Source organism: Paraburkholderia fungorum, from assembly GCF_046027605.1.
GTDB lineage: Bacteria > Pseudomonadota > Gammaproteobacteria > Burkholderiales > Burkholderiaceae > Paraburkholderia > Paraburkholderia fungorum_F.
On sequence record NZ_JAQQEF010000001.1, the window covers coordinates 214,204 to 231,041 of the forward strand.

General features: G+C 61.8%; 12 protein-coding genes. 8 read left to right on the forward strand and 4 right to left on the reverse strand.

Annotated features, from left to right (window positions below; translation table 11 throughout):
• Window positions 1–79 precede the first annotated feature (79 nt).
• Window positions 80–1,411 (reverse strand): MFS transporter, encoded by a 1,332-nt coding sequence (locus tag PQR53_RS00955; RefSeq protein ID WP_408450665.1) that lies wholly within the window; start codon window positions 1,409–1,411, stop codon window positions 80–82.
• 265 nt (window positions 1,412–1,676) lie between these two features.
• Between PQR53_RS00955 and PQR53_RS00960 the strand changes: the two genes are divergently transcribed.
• The 4 genes from PQR53_RS00960 (at window position 1,677) to PQR53_RS00975 (ending at window position 5,107) form a co-directional block, all read left to right on the forward strand.
• Entirely contained in the window at window positions 1,677–2,999 is a 1,323-nt protein-coding gene (locus PQR53_RS00960) for an MFS transporter (protein ID WP_408450667.1), read from the forward strand.
• Between the two features lie 185 nt (window positions 3,000–3,184).
• Window positions 3,185–3,895 carry a FadR/GntR family transcriptional regulator gene (locus tag PQR53_RS00965; RefSeq protein ID WP_179740523.1) on the forward strand — a complete coding sequence of 237 codons (711 nt, stop codon included), beginning with the start codon at window positions 3,185–3,187 and terminating at the stop codon, window positions 3,893–3,895.
• An 8-nt stretch (window positions 3,896–3,903) separates the two neighbouring features.
• Window positions 3,904–4,080, forward strand: a complete 177-nt coding sequence (locus tag PQR53_RS00970; RefSeq protein ID WP_408450670.1) for a TetR family transcriptional regulator C-terminal domain-containing protein — start codon at window positions 3,904–3,906, stop codon at window positions 4,078–4,080.
• Between the two features lie 13 nt (window positions 4,081–4,093).
• On the forward strand, window positions 4,094–5,107 hold the full coding sequence (locus PQR53_RS00975; RefSeq protein WP_408450672.1) for a LysR family transcriptional regulator: 1,014 nt from the start codon (window positions 4,094–4,096) through the stop codon (window positions 5,105–5,107).
• Window positions 5,108–5,131: 24 nt separating this feature from the next.
• Here PQR53_RS00975 and PQR53_RS00980 read toward each other — a convergent pair whose 3' ends face one another.
• Window positions 5,132–6,241, reverse strand: coding sequence for an alkene reductase (locus tag PQR53_RS00980; protein ID WP_408450674.1), 1,110 nt, complete (start codon window positions 6,239–6,241; stop codon window positions 5,132–5,134).
• Window positions 6,242–7,515: 1,274 nt separating this feature from the next.
• Between PQR53_RS00980 and PQR53_RS00985 the strand changes: the two genes are divergently transcribed.
• Complete coding sequence (locus PQR53_RS00985) at window positions 7,516–8,322, forward strand: alpha/beta fold hydrolase (protein WP_408450676.1); 807 nt, start codon at window positions 7,516–7,518, stop codon at window positions 8,320–8,322.
• 397 nt (window positions 8,323–8,719) lie between these two features.
• Window positions 8,720–8,947 carry a hypothetical protein gene (locus PQR53_RS00990; protein WP_179740520.1) on the forward strand — a complete coding sequence of 76 codons (228 nt, stop codon included), beginning with the start codon at window positions 8,720–8,722 and terminating at the stop codon, window positions 8,945–8,947.
• 169 nt (window positions 8,948–9,116) lie between these two features.
• Here the strand turns inward: PQR53_RS00990 and PQR53_RS00995 are convergent, their stop codons facing one another.
• A complete protein-coding gene (locus tag PQR53_RS00995) occupies window positions 9,117–11,345 on the reverse strand; it encodes an NADP-dependent isocitrate dehydrogenase (protein WP_408450678.1) in 2,229 nt (742 codons plus the stop codon).
• 419 nt (window positions 11,346–11,764) lie between these two features.
• Here PQR53_RS00995 and PQR53_RS01000 point away from each other — a divergent pair, with 419 nt between their 5' ends.
• On the forward strand, window positions 11,765–13,954 hold the full coding sequence (locus tag PQR53_RS01000) for a TonB-dependent siderophore receptor (RefSeq protein ID WP_408450680.1): 2,190 nt from the start codon (window positions 11,765–11,767) through the stop codon (window positions 13,952–13,954).
• A 3-nt stretch (window positions 13,955–13,957) separates the two neighbouring features.
• Here PQR53_RS01000 and PQR53_RS01005 read toward each other — a convergent pair whose 3' ends face one another.
• Complete coding sequence (locus PQR53_RS01005) at window positions 13,958–14,890, reverse strand: LysR family transcriptional regulator (RefSeq protein ID WP_408450682.1); 933 nt, start codon at window positions 14,888–14,890, stop codon at window positions 13,958–13,960.
• 292 nt (window positions 14,891–15,182) lie between these two features.
• On the opposite strand from PQR53_RS01005, the gene PQR53_RS01010 reads away from it, so the two are divergent.
• A complete protein-coding gene (locus PQR53_RS01010; protein WP_408450684.1) occupies window positions 15,183–16,742 on the forward strand; it encodes an MFS transporter in 1,560 nt (519 codons plus the stop codon).
• The last annotated feature ends 96 nt before the right edge of the window (window positions 16,743–16,838 follow it).

Consider the following 16,838-nt stretch of genomic DNA (forward strand, 5'->3'; position numbering starts at 1 on the left):
GCGTTGGACAAACTCGCTCGAGCCCCGTGCCGGACAGAAAGTGGGAAACGTGTCATTCATGGTCGACGATTTTCGCCCGTCAGTGGGCTTCGCGATGCAAAGACTCCGGCAGCGCGTCGCGATTCACGCGACGATTGCGCGTCAGGAAGCCGGCCGCGGCTGCGATCAGCGAAGCCACGCCCAAGCCGTATAGTCCGCCGGTAATCGAGCCGGTGTGTTGCTGCAGATAACCGAACGCAGCCGGCGCGAAAAATCCGCCGAGGTTGCCTACCGAATTGATCAGCGCTATCACCCCGGCAGCCACGCGTGCGTCGAGGTAGCCCTGCGGAATCGGCCAGAACAGCGAAGCCGCCGCCTTGAAGCCAATCGCCGAGAAGCAGATCGCGACGAACGACAGCACCGGATTGCCTGACGTCGAAGCGAACAGTCCACACGCCGCGATCACGAGCGCCACCGCCAGCCACGCCTGCTGGAAACGCCATTTCGCCGACAGCATCGCGAAGCAGTACATCGCGAACATGGCGATGAGCCAGGGGATCGCATTGAGCATGCCGACCTCGAAGTCCGAGAGTCCACCCATCTTGCGGATGATCGTCGGCAGCCAGAAGGTGGCCGCGTAAATGGTTAGCTGAATCGCGAAATAGAGGAAGCAGAACAGCAGAATCTGCGGGTCTTTCAGCAGCTTCATGGTCGGCAGATGCGCGCCGCCGTGCGCCTCGCGCTCCGCCTGCTCCGCCGCGATCGACGTTTCGAGGATCGTCCGCTCTTCAGCCGTCAACCACGAGGCATCGCGAATGCGCGACTTCAACAGCATCCAGCTGACCCCGCACAGCACGATCGAAAACGCGCCTTCGATCAGGAACATCCATTGCCAGCCGTGCAGACCGAAGCCGCGAATGGACAGCAGGCTGCCCGTGATCGGACCGGACAACACGGACGCGAGCGCCGAGCCCCCGAGAAACACCGCGACGGCCTTGCCGCGTTCTTTCTGCGGCAGCCATTGGGTGAAGTAAAACACCACGCCCGGGAAGAAGCCGGCCTCGGCGACACCGAGCAGGAAGCGCAATACATAGAACGAGGTGTCGTTCCAGACAAACGCCATGGCGGCCGCGACCAGCCCCCACGTGCCCATGATGCGGGTCAGCCACGCGCGCGCGCCGTACTTCTGCATCAACACATTCGACGGCACTTCGAACAACGCGTAGCCGACGAAGAACAAGCCGCTGCCCAAACCGTAAGCGGCCGCGCCGATGCCGAGGTCCGTCTGCATGTGGGGATTGACGAAACCGATGTTCACGCGATCGATGTAGTTCGCGATGAACATAATCAGAAATAGCGGCAGGATGTGCCGCTTGACCTTCGAAACGGCGGATTCGAGCGGGCCGGTCGCCGTGGCGGGAACAGATGTCAAGGTTGTCTCCAGTTTCGGCCACCCGGGCGACCGGATCGAATGCAACGCGGTGTATTCGAACAGGCGGCTGATCCGCCCCGAAAACGCGTGATACGTTGTCTGACGACAGTCTACATCGAGCGAGTCATTGTCTCCAATGCAGTGTTTACCCTGCCGCCTACGCGCTATACGGCGCGCCCGCGGCGCGAATATACTGCCCCTGACGCCGCACAGCCAGCTCGAACTAAGACGTCCGATGACTTAAACGATACCTTGGAGGAGACCCATGAAGACCCTGGCGACGACACCCGCCAACGAGCCTCAAACGGCGACGGCCGCCATGGCCGAGGAAGACACCCTCTATGCGCTGGTCACGCGCAGGCTCATGCCGATTCTGCTGACCGCGTTCTGCATCGCGTATCTCGACCGCATCAACGTGGGCCTCGCCAAGTTGCAGATGGCTTCCGACCTGGGCTTCAGCGACGCCGTCTACGGTTTCGGCGCGGGCATTTTCTATCTCGCCTATGCCATTTTCGAAGTGCCCAGCAATCTCATCATGCATCGGGTCGGCGCGCGCCGCTGGATCGCGCGCATTGCGGTTTCGTGGGGCCTCGTGTCGATGTGCATGCTGTTCGTGAGCACGCCGGCCTCGTTCTACGCACTGCGACTGCTGCTCGGGATGGCCGAATGCGGCCTCTTTCCAGGCATCATCCTGTATCTGACCTACTGGTACCCGGCGCACCGCCGAGGCCGGATCGTCGCGATGTTCATGGCGGCGCTGCCCATTTCCGGGCTGGTCGGCGGTCCGCTGTCGGGCTGGATCATGCAGCGTTTCACGGGGGTGTCGGGCCTGCACGGCTGGCAATGGCTGTTTTTCCTCGAGGCGCTGCCGGCGGTTGTGATCGGCGTCGTCATCTGGTTTGTGTTGCCGGACCGGGTGGCCGACGCGCGCTGGCTCTCCGATGAACAGAAGAAGGTGATCGCCGCCAATATCGCGCGCGAGGATGCGCAGAAGCCCACCTCCAGCACGCGCGGCGTATTCACGAGCGGCCGCATGTGGCTGATGAGCCTGATGCTGTTCGCGTTCGCCACCGGCAATATGGGCATCAGCTTCTGGCTGCCGACCGTCGTGCAGCGCGCGGGCCACGGCAGCGCGCTCAACGTCGGCCTCCTGACCGCCATTCCGTACGCGTTCGCGGCGGTCGCGATGGTGGCCCTGTCGATGAGTTCGGACAAGCGGCGTGAACGCCGCTGGCACCTCGCCGTGCCCGCGTTTGCCGGCGCCGCGCTGCTGGCTCTGAGTACGCTGTGGAGCAACGACCTCACGATGACGGTCGTAGCGATGACCGCGGCGTCGATGTGCGTGTTCGCCGTGGCGCCGCTCCTGTGGGCTCAACCGACCGCATTGCTGAGCGGTGGAGCGGCTGCCGCCGGCATCGCGATGATCAGTTCGCTCGGCAATCTGGCGGGACTCTTCTCGCCGTCGCTGTTCGGCCTGCTCACGGCGCGCACGCACAGCACCTCGGCCGGGATGTTTCTGCTCGCGGGCTTCATGGTGCTGGGTGGACTTCTCGCGCTGGTGACGCCCGCGCGTTTGGTCAACAGGTGATTTGACGTGCGCACCGGGAGCGCGAGATTCGATTCCGCGGGACAGGTCGTGTCGCCGAATCGAATCTTGCCCTTCGGGTCGCTCGCGATTCTGACTGGCGCTATGATGCCCGTGTCGAGACTTCACATGACGTCACTCGCGCGCAACGTGCGTATTTCCAGCCGATTAGTCAACAAGCCACAGAAATGAGCAGCTTAACTGAGAAGGTGGTGGCCACCCTTTCCGATGAAATCCGCCGCGGCGCCCTGCGGCCGGGCGACCGCATCCCCACCGAGGTCGCGATGATGAAACAGCTCTCGGTGAGCCGCTCTGTGGTTCGCGAAGCCATCTCACGTCTGCAGGCCGCCAAAGTGGTCGAGACGCGTCATGGCATCGGCACGTTCGTTCTCGAGCCGGCCACGGAAAAGTCCATGCAACTGGCCGCCGCCGACCTGTCCAGCATGCTCGACGTGATGGCGATCATCGAATTCCGTATCGACGTCGAGGCAGCTTCGGCGGCGCTCGCGGCCGCGCGACGCACCGAGCAGAATCTCAAGCAGATTCGCGGCGCGCTGGAGCGTTTCGAATCCGAACTCGAGCGGGGCAGCACCGACACGCTGGCGCACGACATCGAGTTTCATCTGCAGATCGCGCGCGCGAGTGGCAACCGCTACTTCTTCGATGTTCTCAGCCAGCTCGGCCGTGCGGTGAGCCCGCGTACACGCCTCGGCTCCGCCGAGATCGCGGAGCTCGACCATATCGAACACCTGCGCAACGTGCTCAGCGAGCACCAGTTGATTTATCGGGCCATCGAACGTCAGGACGCCGACGACGCGCGCGCCGCGATGCGGATGCATTTGAGTAACAGCCGCGAGAGACTGCGACGCGCGCACGAGTTGAGCAAAGCGGGCGGCTGACAGGCGGCGTGTGTTGCGCGCGAGTTGAGCGCGAGTTGAGCGCCAATACGAACTGCGAGCAACTCGCTCCGTTCATCGTATCGTCCATGCAGGGCGCGTTTCTGCTCGCGAAAGCACAGCGCGATCCCGCGCCGGTCGTCCATCTGAAGGAAGTGCTGTTCACCCGGGTTTTGCAACGCGCATAACAAGGAGCACCTCATGACGCCGCCCAACCACGCCGGCCGCGACGCAAAGGCCGATGCCAAAGCCTCGGCGCAATCGTCCGGCGCGGCAACGGGCGAGAGCGGCGGCGCATCCAGCGCGATGGACCGCTTCGGCTCGCTCAACATCTTCGTGCGCGCCGCCGAGACCCGCAGCTTCACCGAAGCGGGACGCCAGTTGGGCATTTCGTCATCCGCGGTCGGCAAGGCGATTGCGCGGCTCGAAGGACGGCTGGGTGCGCGCCTCTTTCATCGCAGCACGCGCAGCATCGCGCTCACGCCCGAGGGCGCGACTTTCCTCAGACGCTGTCAGCGCATCATCTGCGAGATCGAAGCGGCAGAAACGGAGTTGGCTCTCACCACGGCTGAGCCACGCGGACGCCTGCGCGTCAGCATGCCTATGGTCAGCACGCTGATGATGCCGGTGATCGGCGCCTTCATGAGAAAGTACCCCGACATCACGCTCGATATCGATTTCTCGGACCGCGTGGTCGACGTGATCGAAGAAGGTTTCGACGTCGTGACACGCACGGGCGACGCGAGCGACTCACAACTCGTGACCCGTGTAATGGGCACGTTCCGGCAGGTGATCGTCGGCTCGCCCGCGTACTTTGCGCGGCAGGGCGTGCCTAAGGAACCGGAGCAACTGCGCGATCACGTGTGTCTTCAGCATCGTTTTCCGACCACCGGCAAACTGCGCCGCTGGCCCCTGAGCCGCGATGGCGAGACGCTGGATATCGAGCTGCCGACCATTGCGATTGCCACCGCCGTCGAACCGTTGACCTCGCTGGCCGAGCAGGGCATGGGCCTGACCTGCGCGCCGGACTTCACCGTGCGTGCGCAACTCGCGCAAGGGTCGCTGGTGGCGGTATTGCAGCCGTATCTCGACAGCCCCAGCACGTTTCGCGCGCTGTGGCCGTCGGGGCGGCAGATCGCACCCAAGGCACGGGTGTTTGTGGACTTTCTGAGTCAGCATCTTTTTCCGGCTTCGGCACCGGCTTCGAATGTCTGAGGTGGAACTCAAGGCCGCTGCCGCTTACGCGGTGACCGCTTCTTCCGCATGGAACGGATAATCGGTGTAGCCGATTTCCGTGCCGCCGAAGAATGTCGGACGGTCATACGCATTGAGCGGCAGATTGCGGCGCAGCCGTTCCGGCAGATCCGGATTGGCGATGAAATCGCGGCCGAAGGCGACGAGGTCGGCATCGCCGGCCGCGATGATCGCTTCCGCCGAGTCGCGCTTGAAACCACCGGCGGCGATGATCGTCCCGGCGTAGTGACGGCGGATCGTCTGGGTGGCGACCGGGCTTTGGTCGCGGCTTTCGTCCTCGACGTTGCCGACAATACGTGGCTCGATCAGATGCAGCCAGGCGAGATCGAGTGTGGCGAGTTCCGACGCGACATACGTGAAGAGCCCGATCGGATCGCTATCCGACATATCGCCGAACGATCCGCTCGGTCCGAGCCGCACGGCCACCTTGTTGCTGCCCCACACCGAGATCACCGCACGCGTGGCTTCCATCAGGAAGCGCGCGCGATTCTCGAACGAACCGCCGTAGGCATCGGTGCGCTTGTTGCTGCCGTCCTGCAGGAACTGGTCGAACAGATAGCCGTTCGCGCCATGCAGTTCGACGCCGTCGAAACCCGCCTTTACCCCACGTTCAGCCGCGGTGCGGAAGCTCTCGACGATCGCGGCGATCTCGTGCGTTTCAAGCGCGCGGTTCGGCGTGTTGGGAACCCAGCCCGCATCCGTATAAGCGACGCCGCCATGCAGCACTTCGGACGGTCCTACCGGCCGGGCGCCATTGGGTTGCAGTTCGGCATTCGACTGGCGCCCGGCGTGATACAGCTGCAGGAAGATCTTGCCGCCCTTCGCGTGAACCGCGTCCGTCACTTCACGCCAGCCGGCGATCTGGCTGTCGTCGTAGAGGCCGGGGGCACCGAGATAGCCGTTGCCGTTCGCGGCGGCGATGGTTGCCTCGCCGATCAGCAACGCGCCGGGCGACGTACGTTGTGCGTAGTATTCGGCCATCAGGCGGCCGGGCTGCGCGCCCTCTTCCGCGCGCATGCGGGTCAGCGGCGCGAGCACCACACGGTGCGTGAATTCATAGGGTCCAACTTTGACGGTGCTAAAAAGCTTGTTCATGATGTTTTCTCGAATGTGATCCAGTGAATGAGTGCCGGTCGCGCTATGCGTTCTCCGGGGTTGACGTCAATCTATAGGGACGGGTCGCGCGAAAAAACGGGGTGCCCCTCCGAAGATCTCGGACTGGGCAGTCCGCAATGCGCTGAACCCTTGTCGCTGCTGGGCTGCACGGTAGCGAGCGATTGTTGTGATGGCGCGGTAACTGTGTTTCACCGTTCTTCGGCGTGGCCGTCTGCAATCCCTGCTGCAAGCGTTTGCAATGGAGCCACTGCCGATTCGGGCGATCTATCTGACGCGTCGGCATTTGTTTGGCAGCCGGTGGCTTGAACTGGTTGCTGCGCGGCGCTTATTCGGCTGGTTGCCTACGGCGTGGGCCTTTCCTTGAACTGGTTGCTGCGGGGCGCTTGTTTGTCTGTCTGCCTACGGCGTTGGCCTTTCCTTGTTTTCTTATCGGTCTATTAGCGTCGCCCCTGTGCGGGGCAGGCACTTACTTCTCTTTGCCGCCGCAAAGAGAAGTAAGCAAGAGAAAGCGGCTCAAACCGTTAATTCTTAAGCGGGTCCCCCGCACAGTCACGGTAGTGGTCCATCTGGAATCCGTGCCCCCGCACATTCAACGCCTGTGACAAAGCGCTCATCAGCGCCCACTCCGCACTGCGTGCGTCGCGGATCGGTCTGCATGGGAAACCAGCGGCTTCGTTTGCGCGTGGTGGGGAGCCATCGGCTTCGCCCCGGCGATACGCCCAGGCGACAGCGGCAAGCGAGAGGATCAATAGAGGCGAAGAGGCGATACACGGCAACACACGGTGCTAAACGACAAACCCGCCGATCTCCCCGATGTCCCGCTCCGGCGAGCACGCAGTGCGAGGCGGGAAGTATGACTGCCTGGTCACTGACGCCAAATGTGCGAGAACCCAGATTCCAGATGCACCACTACCGCGACTGTGCGGGGGCCCCGCTTAAGAACTGGCGGTTTGAGCCGCTTTCTCTTGCTTACTTCTCTTTGCGGCGGCAAAGAGAAGTAAGTGCCCGCCCCGCACAGGGGCGACGCTAATAGACCAATAAGAAAACAAGGAAAGGCCCACGCCGTAGGCAGACAGACAAACAAGCGCCCGCAGCAACCAGTTCAAGGAAAGGCCAACGCCGTAGGCAAACAGCCAAACAAGCGCCGCACAGGCAAAAAAAAACAGAAACCCGTAATAACCTTGATTTCCCGCCAGCTCCGCTGGCACCCTACGAGATCCTCGCACTGCGAGCCCCCGAACGGGAAGCACCTCATGGAATTCCGCGACGACACCCTCACCCATTTCAGATCCCATGGCGCAGCCCCATTGCCACCCTCAACCGAGCACGGCTACGTCGACCACGAAGGCGCGCGTATCTGGTACGCGTCATACGGCAGCGGCACACCGGTAATCCTGCTGCATGGCGGTCTCGGGCACAGCGGCAACTGGGGCTATCAGCTCCCGGCGCTGGTCGGCACCGGACATCGCGTAGTGGTCGTCGATAGCCGCGGCCATGGCCGAAGCACCCGTGATGCGCGCCCCTACAGCTACGAGTTGATGGCCTCGGATGTGCTGGCCGTCATGGACACGCTGAAGCTCCATCGAGCCGCAATGGTGGGCTGGAGCGACGGCGCCTGCGTCGCGCTGATACTCGCCAGCCAGGCCCCCGAGCGCGTGGCCGGCGTGTTCTTCTTCGGCTGCAACATGGACCCGAGCGGCACAAAAGAATTCGTGCCGACGCCCGTCATCGACTGCTGCTTCAGCCGGCATACCCAGGACTACGCGCTCCTGTCGGCGACGCCTGGCGACTTCGACGCCTTCGTCGGCGCGGTCAGCGAAATGATGAAAACGCAGCCCAACTACTCGGCGCACGATCTCGGCCAGATTCGCGCTCCGGTTGCGATCGTGCAAAGCGAGCACGACGAATTCATCAAGCCGGAACACGCCGACTATCTGGCTCGCAGTATTCCCGGCGCGGAGCTGATTCTTCTGCGGGGCGTGAGCCACTTCGCGCCGCTGCAAAGGCCCCAGCAGTTCAACCGGGTGATGCTCGATTTCCTGAACCGGGTGCTTTCCTGAACAGGACCGCCGCACGCGGAGGCTCGCTTCGCCACATGCCCATCACGCCCCACTATTTGGCGAAACCCTGAAAATTTCACGATGTGACATGCGCCGTTGCTTCGTAAAAAATCGTGGTGCGTGGCACAAATTCGCCATTTCGCAATGGTGCCCCACGTTGCACATCATGAAATTAAGCGACTAACACATTATTTTTAAACGATATTTTTTGATCGAACGAACCATCTAACGAGCCCTTGCACCATGACTTACTGACGTAGACTCTTTTACAAGAGCCGACGCTTCATGTGGTGCAGCGAAATAGACGGGACGAAAACGCAGTTGCAGTATGTCCCCCGCTCCCTGCATGAAGCCGCTGCGGCACAGCGGTTTTTAAATGGTAATTGGGAGACTAAAAATGAAAGGCTTTCGCTTTGGTTCGACCCAGGGAGCGTTCTATATCATGCCGGGCCAGGATGGTTGGGAGGCAACCTACGGCAACGAAACGCTGGGAGAATTTTCCAGCCCGCAACAAGCCGCCGATGAAGTCGCGCGCGGCTTGACCTGCCCGCACCTGTCCGAAGTCGACACGTCGACGCTCGAGATTCCAGAAAAACTCAGCGATTGGGAAATCGTTCACGTGTGATGGCGGCATGACTGCCACTTACGTGCGAGTAGAAACAACGATGGCGCTCCATAAGAGCGCCATCGTCTTGCTTACTGCTTACTTCAGTGCCTGCTTCGGTACCTTGAGCAGCCTGAGGACTTCATTCAGGACCGCGTTCAGCGCCTCGTTCAGCACCGCATCTGGCAAATCACGCGACCGCGTCCACGATCTTGTTCAGCGTGGCGCTCGGGCGCATGGCCTTGCTCGTCAGTTCGACGTTCGGACGGTAGTAACCGCCGATATCCACCGGCTTGCCTTGCGCTGCCGCCAACTCTTCGATGATCTTCGCTTCGTTGTCGGCCATTGCCTTTGCCACGCCGGCGAACTGCGCCTGCAACGCGGCGTCTTCGGTTTGCGCGGCGAGTGCTTCGGCCCAATACATGGCGAGGTAGAAGTGGCTGCCGCGGTTGTCGATACCGCCAATCTTCCGCGCCGGCGACTTGTCGTTGTCGAGGAACTTGCCGGTTGCCTGATCCAGCGTCTTCGCCAGGACCTGTGCCTTCGGGTTGTGGTACGCGCCGCTCAGGTGTTCGAGGGAAGCCGCCAACGCCAGGAATTCACCGAGCGAATCCCAACGCAGGAAACCTTCTTCGACCAGTTGCTGAACGTGCTTCGGTGCCGAACCGCCGGCGCCGGTTTCGAACATGCCGCCACCTGCCATCAGCGGAACGATCGACAGCATCTTCGCGCTGGTGCCCAGTTCCATGATCGGGAACAGGTCGGTCAGGTAGTCGCGCAGCACGTTGCCGGTGACCGAGATCGTGTCCTTGCCGGCGCGGATGCGCTCGATCGAGAACTTCGTCGCTTCAACCGGCGTCATGACACGAATGTCCAGACCGCTGGTGTCGTGGTCCTTCAGGTAGTGCTCGACCTTCTTGATGATCTGGGCGTCGTGCGCGCGAGCCGCATCCAGCCAGAAAATGGCCGGCGTGTTCGTCGCGCGTGCGCGATTCACCGCGAGCTTGACCCAATCCTGGACCGGCGCGTCCTTGGTCTGGCACATGCGCCAGATGTCACCGGCTTCAACCGCCTGCTCGATCAGCACCGTACCGGCTGCGTCGGTCACGCGGACCACGCCGTTCGCCGGGATCTGGAACGTCTTGTCGTGTGAACCGTATTCTTCAGCGGCTTGCGCCATCAGGCCGACGTTCGGCACCGTGCCCATCGTGACCGGGTCGAAGGCGCCGTTCTTCTTGCAGTCTTCGATCACAGCCTGGTAGACGTCGGCGTAGCAACGGTCCGGAATCACCGCCTTGGCGTCGTGCAGTGCGCCGTCCGCGCCCCACATCTTGCCCGACTCGCGAATCATGGCCGGCATGGACGCGTCGACGATCACGTCGCTCGGCACGTGCAGGCTGGTGATGCCCTTGTCCGAGTTGACCATGGCCAGTTGCGGGCGCTGCGCGTACTGCGCCTTGATGTCGGCCTCGATCGCTTCGCGCGTGGCTTGCGGCAGGTCCTTCAGGCGCGCATACAGGTCGCCGATACCGTTGTTCGGGTTGAAGCCGGCTTGCGCCAGCGCGTCAGCGTGCTTGGTCAGCACGTCTTTGTAGAACACCGACACCACGTGACCGAAGATGATCGGATCGGACACCTTCATCATGGTCGCTTTCAGGTGCACCGAGAACAGCACGCCCTTCGCCTTCGCGTCGGCGATTTCCGCTTCGATGAAGCTGCGCAGCGCGTTCTTGTTCAGCACCGAAGCGTCGATGATTTCGCCCGCTTGCACAGCCGTCTTTTCTTTCAGGACCGTCTTCGTGCCGTCAGCGGCCGTCAGCTCGATCTTGACCGCGCCGGCGGCTGCGATCAGCGCCGATTTTTCGCTGCCATAGAAATCGCCGCCGCTCATGTGCGACACGTGCGACTTCGAGTCCGCGCTCCATGCGCCCATTTTGTGCGGGTGCTTGCGTGCGTAGTTCTTGACCGACAGCGGCGCGCGACGATCCGAATTGCCTTCACGCAGCACCGGGTTCACCGCGCTGCCCTTGATCTTGTCGTAGCGAGCCTTGACGTCTTTTTCCGTGTCGGTGTTGGCGACATCCGGATAGGGCGGCAGCTTGTAGCCCTGATCTCGCAGTTCGGTGATCGCGGCCTTCAGTTGCGGCACCGAAGCGCTGATGTTCGGCAGCTTGATGATGTTCGCTTCCGGACGCGTGGTGAGTCCACCCAGTTCCGCCAGATCGTCGGAACCCTTCTGTTCCGCGGTCAGGTAGTCCGGAAATGCAGCAATGATCCGGCCAGCAAGCGAGATATCGCGTGTTTCAACGATCACGTCGGACGAGCGCGTGAACGCCTTGACGATCGGCAGCAGCGAGTAAGTCGCCAGAGCCGGCGCTTCGTCAGTCAGGGTGTAGATGATCTTCGGCGGTGTGGACATGTTTGGTGCTTTGCTAGGTGAGGGGGTAGACAGAGCGTTCGTGGCGCTGAGCCCGCGAGTTGCGACGAGAGTTGCGACAAAGCAACAAAAACGCAGCGGGACCCGCGGCACTACTTTTACGGCCCGACCGTGAGTATATGCGCGTTTTTCTCTACTCGCTGCTAAACAAACATATCTCCACGCTGTCCTCAACGGGGTCAAGCCCCGCCCGACAAGGCTTACAGCCAATTACCCTACGCCTTAAGACAGATGTCTTATAGATGACTTGAGATTTCAAAAAGATTGTTAATGAGAATCAGATGCATTATCATCTGTAAGCTTCGCAGCCTGAACTATCCGTTTAACCACATTCGCTCGACCACCGATGCCATTTCCGCACACTTCTGGTGCGCGGCGGCGCCACGTCTAATTCGAACAATATGCAGAAACTCTATGTAGCAAAGCGGCCAGCGCGCCCTCTTCCTACGCGCGGCCAGCGACGCACGCCGTCGCTTCTCAGCGCCGGGCTCTTCGTTAGCGTAGGTCTATCGTTGTCCACGTTGTCGTCGTCCGGATGGGCACAGGCTGCGGCGAGCGACGCGTCGGCCACCCTGCCGGCCGTCAGCGTGTCGGCCGCAAAAGAGACCACCGTGGCGCAGGCCGACACCGTCAGCGCCGGCGCGCTGGGCACCCGCAAGGCGGTGGACACGCCGTTTTCGGTCCACACCGTGACGAGCGAGGAAGGCAAGGACCTGTTCGCGACAACGTCCAACGACCTGTTCAAGTACGACCCGGCCGTATCGATCAGCAGCGACAACGCGCTCGCCGAAAACTCGATGTTCCAGGTGCGCGGCATGCCGATCGACACGCTGAACAGCATCAAGGTGGACGGCCAGACGTTCCCTTCCTGGGACACCGACCTGCCGCTCGAACCGTTCGAGCAGGTGGAATTGTTGAAGGGCCTGTCCGGCTTCATGTACGGCTTCGGCTCGCCGGGCGGCATTGTCAACTTCGTGCTGAAACGGCCAACCGATGATCCGTACCGCAGCATTTCGGTCGGCTACCGATCGGCTGGCGTGTTCAGCGAGGCGGTCGATCTGGGCGGCCGCTTCGGCAACGACAACCGCTTCGGCTACCGCCTGAACCTCGTCAACGAAGACGGCAACACGGCCGAACAGAACGGCCACATTCGCCGCCAGGTCGCCTCGCTCGCGTTGGACTTCCGCATCACGCCGGACCTGACCTGGACGGTCGACGCCTTCTATCAGAAGCGCAAAACCAACGGCACGCTGTTCGGCATAGGCTTCGGCACCGATGTCGGCATTCCCGACGCGAGCAAGGTCACCCATGCGCTGACGCAGCCGCAAAATTACTATCAGACCGAGATGGCCTCGTTCGGCACGGGCCTCGATTACCGCCTCTCCGAGAACTGGCATGCGAGCGTGAAGTACCGCTTTGCCAAGGAAAACCGCACGAACTCGGACAGCTTCCTTTTCGTTCAGGACAACGCGGGCAACTATGCGAACACGCTCTATGCGGCGATGACGCGTTACTTCTATCAGAACGTCGACGCGATGGTGCAGGGCACGTTCGCCACCGGCAGCATCAAACATGACGTCGTGGTGGGCGCGGCCTACCAGACGCAAACCGCCGAGTACAGCAACAGCACGGGTTGGAACGAAGGCTTTTTCCTCGGCAACGGCAATCTGTACAGCAGCACCTTGCTCACCAATGACGAAGTCAGCATCGGCGAGGATCTCTATCGTCAGCAACGCATCACGCAGGCCGCGTTGTACGCGAGCGATACCGTGCAGTTGACGTCGCGTCTGTCGGCGCTGCTCGGTGTGCGTTACACACAATTCCGCCAGTATCAGTACGCCCCGTCGAGCGCTGAGACGTCGCAATACAGCGCGAATCCGGTCACGCCGACTTTCGCGCTGATGTTCAAGACCGATCCGTATTCGACGGTCTATGCGAGCTATGTCGAGTCGCTCGAACAAGGCGGTTCCGCCGGCAACACCAACCTCAATTACCCGCAGACATACGGCCCGTTGCGCAGCAAGCAGTACGAACTCGGCTTCAAGACGGATCACGCCAAGTGGGGCGCCAACCTCGCACTCTTCCGCGTCGACCGGGGCTACAACTACACGAACACGGCGAACGTGTTCGTGCAGGACGGCACCCAGCGCTTCACCGGCATCGACGCGAGCGGCTGGCTCGCGTTGACGAACGAATGGCGTGTGATGGGCGGCATGATGTGGCTCGATACGAAGGCTGTCGATATCGACGATCCGAGCGTTGAAGGCAAGCGTATTTATGGCGCGCCGCGCTTCACGTTCACGGGCCGTATCGAATACAACCCGTCGTATCTGCGTCCGCTGACGCTGGCGTTCGGCGGCAAGTACGTCGGCAACCAGGCGGTGGACGCGGCCAATTCACAGTTCGTGCCGGCCTACACTACCTTCGACCTGAGCGGCCGCTACGAGACGAAGATCGCCGGCAAGGACGTGACCTTGCGCGCGGGGATCAACAACATGTTCAACCGCCGCTACTGGACCACCGCGTGGGGCTCCTTCGTCTCGCCTTCGCCGACCCGCACGGCTGTGGCTAGCGCGACGATGCAGTTCTAGGCACTATGCGTCGAGCGGGGCGTCCACGGCGGGCGCCCTGAGCCTGGCGGGAATCTCGGCCACCAGCGCATCGATTGCCGCGCGCGTCTTCAAGGCCAGATATCGGCTCTTCGGCCACACCACGTTGATCTCCTGCAACGGTCGAAAACAGTTCTCCATGACCGCGACCAGCTGGCCCGTTTGCACATAACGGGTCAGCAACCAGCACGGCAGCCACGCCAGACCAAAGCCGGCAATCGCGGCGTCCACGATTCCTTGCACGTCGTCAAAGCCGAGTTGCGGCTCGACCTGGGCACGGCGGATTTGCCCGTCCACATCGACCACGTCCCACGGTTGCGGCACGCCTGCCCGCGTGTAAGCAATGATGGTGTGTCCGCGCAATTGATCCACGTTGCAAGGCTTGCCGCGTTGCGCGAGATAGGACGGCGCCGCGCCGATGCTTGCGTATTGCACACCCAGCCGCCGCGCCGCGAGACTCGTACTGTCGGGAAGCGGCCCGATCCGCACGACGAGATCGAAGCCCTCTTCCACCACGTCCACGAAACGATCACTGATCGAAATATCGATCTTCAAATGCGGATGCCTGCTTGCGAGGCCGAGCAGCACCGGCGCCACGCAATGATGGCCGAAGGCTTGCGGCACGCTCACCCGCAAACGCCCTTTGGGCTCGCGCCGGCCTGAGTCCAGATCGGCTTGCGCTGCCTCGAGTTCGGCGAGTGCGCGCACGCAGCGGTCGTAATAGGCTTGCCCGTCTTCGGTGAGACTTTGACTGCGCGTCGTGCGGTTGAGCAGGCGAACCCCCAGACGCTTTTCAAGCCGCACGATCACTTTGCCGACGGCTGAGCGCGTCAGGTTCAAGCGCTCCGCCGCCATAGCGAAACTGCCCGTCTCCACGACGCGCACGAAGGTGGTCACACCATCCAGGATGTCGCTCATTGCTTTGCCTTATTGGTTCCGTAGCGGACTCATTTCCGGTCTCTTTACGCGTCAATCGGGACATGGATTCCCTCTATATTACCCACTTCAGGATGGTTGAGCCCATCGACTATCGAGGTGAATTCCTATGTTCAGGTATCGCAACGCCCGGGCGGCAACGCCGGAGCGCGCCCGCCAGCCCACCGTGGCCGCCGCAACAGAACATCGACCTACTTCGCGCCAAATGCCGGTCGCGCAGCCGGTTTCTGGCGACGCGACTCAAGCGTCCCGTCCGTTCCCGATTCCCGGAAACATGTTGGCGCTGGGTGCCGTGTGCCTGTCTTCGTTGATGTTCGGCCTTGAAATTTCGAGTGTGCCGGTGATCCTGCCGACGCTTGAACGGCTCCTGCATGGCGACTTCAAGGGCATGCAGTGGATCATGAACGCCTACACGCTCGCCGTGACGACTGTGCTGATGGCGACGGGCACGCTGGCGGACCGATATGGGCGCCGGCGGATCTTTGTCATCGGGATTGCGTTGTTCGGCGTGACGTCGTTGATTTGCGGACTTGCGCAGAGCGTGCCGACGCTGGTTGTCGCGCGTCTGTTGCAGGGGGCGAGTGGCGGCGTGATGTTGATCTGCCAGGTGGCCGTACTTTCGCACCAGTTCAGCCAGGGTGCTGAGCGCGCCCGCGCGTTTAGCGCGTGGGGCATTATCTTCGGCATTGGGTTGGGTTTTGGGCCGATCATTGGAGGGATGATCGTGGCGGTATCGGGATGGCAATGGGTTTTTTGGGTGCATGCGCTGCTTGCGATCGTGACGTTGACGCTGGTCTTCAGCGGCGTGCAGGAGTCTCGCGATCCGCACGCGCATACGCTCGACGTTGCCGGCATTGTCACGCTTTCGCTGGCGGTATTCGGACTCGTGTATTTCATCACGCAGGGCTCGGATCTCGGCTTTACGAGTCCGCGTGCGATTTTCATCATCGTGGCGACGCTGATGGCATTCGCGGCCTTTCTTTGGGCGGAGCAGCATAGCGCCCGACCGATGTTCGACTTTTCGGTCTTCAGGATTCCGCAGTTTTCTGGCGCGTTGATGGGTTCCGCGGGCATGAATTTCAGCTTCTGGCCGTTCATGATTTATCTGCCGATCTATTTCCAGATCGGCCTTGGCTACAACAGCGTGAGCGCGGGGATGGCGCTCCTCGCCTACACGCTACCGACGCTATTATTTCCGCCACTCGGCGAGCGTCTCGCATTACGTTACGGATCAGGAATCGCGATACCTGTGGGCTTGTTTACGATCGGCCTTGGCTTCCTGCTGATGCGACACGGAAGCGGCGTGGCGCATCCGGGTGTGCTGAGCATGATGCCGGGCTGCGTACTCGCCGGCGCCGGCTTGGGCTTGACCAACACACCTGTCACCAACACGACAACAGGTGCGGTTCCTTCCGAGCGGGCGGGCATGGCTTCTGGCATTGACATGAGTGCCCGGATGATTACGCTTGCGATCAACATTGCGTTGATGGGTGCGATCCTGGTGGCGGGCACGCTATCCAGCCTGAAGTCAAAACTCCCGGCGACGCTCGACACCGTGATGCTCGGCCGACTGGCGGAGAAGATTGCAGCGGGCGACGCCGACGCCGTCAGAACAGCAATCCCGGCATTGGAGCGAATCGATCCGGCGGGCAGTGCCATTCACGCTGCATTGATGGAAGGCTTCGGCTGGGTGATGCTATACGGCGGCACTGGCGTATGGGTGCTTGCGGCATTGAGTTTCGCGATTTCGGGCAGCGCATCGAGGCGGCTAAGAAAAGCGGAGATTGGGGTTAAGAAATACGCATCGGCGCGCGCAGCGCCGCCGGAAGTATGACGCCCTTGTCACTCACGCCGAATGTGCGAGAGCACGGATTCCAGATGCACCACTACCGCAACTGTGCGGGGGACCCACTTATGAGCTGGCGGGGTG